This window comes from Pseudomonas sp. NPDC087598 (genome assembly GCF_044743525.1).
GTDB lineage: Bacteria > Pseudomonadota > Gammaproteobacteria > Pseudomonadales > Pseudomonadaceae > Aquipseudomonas.
In genome coordinates this window covers 1,283-4,464 of record NZ_JBIUWQ010000110.1, presented here as the reverse complement: position 1 = coordinate 4,464, position 3,182 = coordinate 1,283, and the positions used below count along the sequence as shown (strand labels likewise).

The 3,182-nt window shown below is 62.0% G+C and carries 1 protein-coding gene and 1 pseudogene; both read right to left on the bottom strand.

The window, feature by feature from the left end; genetic code table 11:
• Window positions 1-39: 39 nt before the first annotated feature.
• Window positions 40-1,092: an erythrose-4-phosphate dehydrogenase gene (gene epd, locus ACIOWE_RS29375; protein WP_401398437.1), complete on the bottom strand. Its 1,053-nt coding sequence runs from the start codon at window positions 1,090-1,092 to the stop codon at window positions 40-42.
• A gap of 151 nt (window positions 1,093-1,243) precedes the next feature.
• Window positions 1,244-3,040, bottom strand: a pseudogene (gene tkt / locus ACIOWE_RS29370) (transketolase); the annotation flags it as partial.
• Window positions 3,041-3,182: the final 142 nt, after the last annotated feature.

The window sequence follows — 3,182 nt, the reverse complement described above, 5'->3', positions numbered from 1 at the left end:
GAGGTCGGACATCTTCAACACGGTCATGGGTCGCACTTCCTACGGTTTTTTTGAAGTTGCTGTTTGCAGATAGTGTTCTGCAACGTCCAGCATTCGGTTGGCAAAACCCCATTCGTTGTCGAACCAGGCCAGGATGTTCACCAGTTTGGGGCCGGAAACACGGGTCTGACTGGCATCGACGATGGCCGAATGTGGGTCATGGTTGAAATCGCAGCTGGCGTGCGGCAACTCGGTGTAAGCCAGCAGGCCTTTGAGCGGGCCGCTGGTGGCGGCCTCACGCAGGATCCGGTTGACCTCATTGGCGTCGGTCGCCGTGGCGGTCTGCATCGTGATGTCGAGGCACGACACGTTGACCGTCGGCACGCGTACGGCTTTGGCCTGAATTCGCCCGGCAAGTTCCGGCAGCAGACGCTCGATGCCACGCGCCAGACCAGTGGACACCGGGATCACCGACTGGAACGCCGAACGCGTGCGGCGCAGGTCTTCGTGATGATAGGCGTCGATTACCGGCTGATCGTTCATCGCCGAGTGAATCGTGGTGATCGACACGTAATCGAGGCCGATGGCCTTATCCAGCAAGCGCAACAGCGGCACACCGCAATTAGTCGTGCAGGAGGCGTTGGACACCAGCAACTCGTCGCCAGTCAGGCAATCCTGATTGACGCCGTAAACGATGGTGGCGTCGACATCCGCCTCGCTGGCCATTGGCTGCGAGAACAACACGCGTGGCGCGCCGGCGTCGAGGAAACGCTGGCCATCTTCACGGGTGTTATAGGCACCAGAGCATTCGAGCACCAGATCGACGCCCAGCGACGCCCAATCGATGCCTTCGGGGGTGGCACTGCGCAGGACCTTCACGCAGTTGCCATTAATATGCAGACCATCGCCTTCAACCCTCACTTCGCCGGGAAAGCGGCCGTGGGTGGAGTCGAAGCGTGTCAGGTATTCGATGCTGGCCATGTCGGCCAGATCGTTGATCGCGACAATTTCAAACCCGGCTTTTTCGCCTCGCTCAAACAACGCACGCAAGACGCAACGACCAATCCGGCCGTAGCCGTTGAGTGCAACTTTGTAAGGACGCGGTTGAGGCATGGGGTTCTCGATTACCGTGGTGAATCAGGCAGTGCGATGTTGCCCGAACCAACGCTTTCGCGAGCAGGCTCGCTCCCACAGGGAAATGCATTCCAATGTGGGAGCGAGCCTGCTCGCGAAGGTGTCAGCCCGGACAACACAACTGTCGGACTTAGTCTTCCAGCAGCTCTTCAGCCTGACCCAGGATGTTTTCCAGGGTGAAGCCGAACTCTTCGAACAGTGCCGAAGCCGGAGCCGATTCGCCGTAAGTGGTCATGCCGATCACGCGACCTTCCAGACCCACATACTTGAACCAGAAGTCGGCGTGGGCCGCTTCGATGGCGATACGCGCGCCAACCTGCAACGGCAGCACGGCTTGCTTGTAGCCTGCGTCCTGAGCATCGAACACGCTGGTGCAAGGCATGGAAACCACACGCACCTTGCGGCCCTGCTCGGTCAGTTTGTCGTAAGCCTGAACAGCCAGACCCACTTCGGAACCGGTGGCGATCAGGATCAGCTCAGGCTCGCCTGCGCAGTCCTTCAGCACGTAGCCACCGCGGCTGATGTCGGCAATCTGGCCGGCGTCGCGGGTCTGGTGCTGCAGGTTCTGACGCGAGAAGATCAGCGCCGATGGGCCGTCCTTGCGCTCCAGAGCGTTTTTCCAGGCAACAGCCGATTCAACGGCATCGGCTGGACGCCAGGTGTCGAGGTTCGGTGTGGTACGCAGGCTGGTCAGTTGCTCGATCGGCTGGTGCGTCGGGCCGTCTTCGCCCAGACCGATGGAGTCGTGGGTGTAGACGTGGATCACCTGCTTCTTCATCAGCGCGGACATACGTACGGCGTTGCGCGCGTATTCCATGAACATCAGGAAGGTCGCGCCGTAAGGCACCAGACCGCCGTGCAGGGTCACGCCGTTCATGATCGCGGTCATGCCGAATTCGCGCACGCCGTAGTACATGTAGTTGCCGCTGGCATCTTCAGCGCTGACGCCTTTGCAACCTTTCCACAGGGTCAGGTTGGAACCGGCGAGGTCAGCGGAGCCACCAAGCAGTTCCGGCAACAGCGGGCCGAATGCGTTCAGGGTGTTCTGGCTGGCTTTACGGCTGGCGATGGTTTCGCCTTTGGCCGCGACTTCAGCGATGTAAGCCGAGGCTTTTTCGGAGAAGTCAGCTGGCAGCTCACCGCTCAAGCGACGCACCAGTTCATTGGCTTCGGTCGGGAACGCAGCGGAGTAGGCAGCGAAACGCTGATCCCACTCGGCTTCAACAGCACGGCCAGCTTCTTTGGCATCCCACTCGGCATAGATGTCGGTCGGGATTTCGAACGGGCCGTAATTCCAGTTCAGTGCCTTGCGGGTCAGAGCGATTTCCGCGTCACCCAACGGGGCGCCGTGGCAGTCTTCTTTGCCTTGCTTGTTGGGCGAACCGAAACCGATGGTGGTCTTGCAGCAGATCAGGGTCGGCAGCGGGCTCTTGCGCGCGGTTTCGATGGCGGTCTTGATCTCTTCAGGATCGTGGCCATCGACGTTGCGGATGACCTGCCAGTTGTAGGCTTCGAAACGCTCCGGCGTGTCATCGGTGAACCAGCCTTCGACTTCGCCGTCGATGGAGATGCCGTTGTCATCGTAGAAGGCGATCAGCTTGCCCAGACCCAGAGTACCGGCCAGAGAAGCGACTTCGTGGGAAATGCCTTCCATCATGCAGCCATCACCCAGGAACACGTAGGTGTGGTGGTCGACGATATTGTGGCCAGGACGGTTGAACTGCGCGCCCAGGACTTTTTCTGCCAGCGCGAAGCCGACGGCGTTGGCCAGGCCCTGACCCAGTGGGCCGGTGGTGGTTTCAACGCCCGGGGTGTAACCGAATTCCGGGTGGCCCGGGGTACGGCTGTGCAGTTGACGGAACTGCTTGAGGTCGTCGATCGACAGGTCGTAACCGGTCAGGTGCAGCAGCGAGTAGATCAACATCGAGGCCTGGGCGGGGGGGGGGGGGCGCGGGGGCGCGCCCGGGGGGGGGGGGGGGGGGGGGGGGGGGGGGGGGGGGGGGGGCGGCGGGCCCCCCCCCCCCCCCCCCCCCCACCCCCCCCCCCCCCCCCCCCCCCCCCACCGGCGG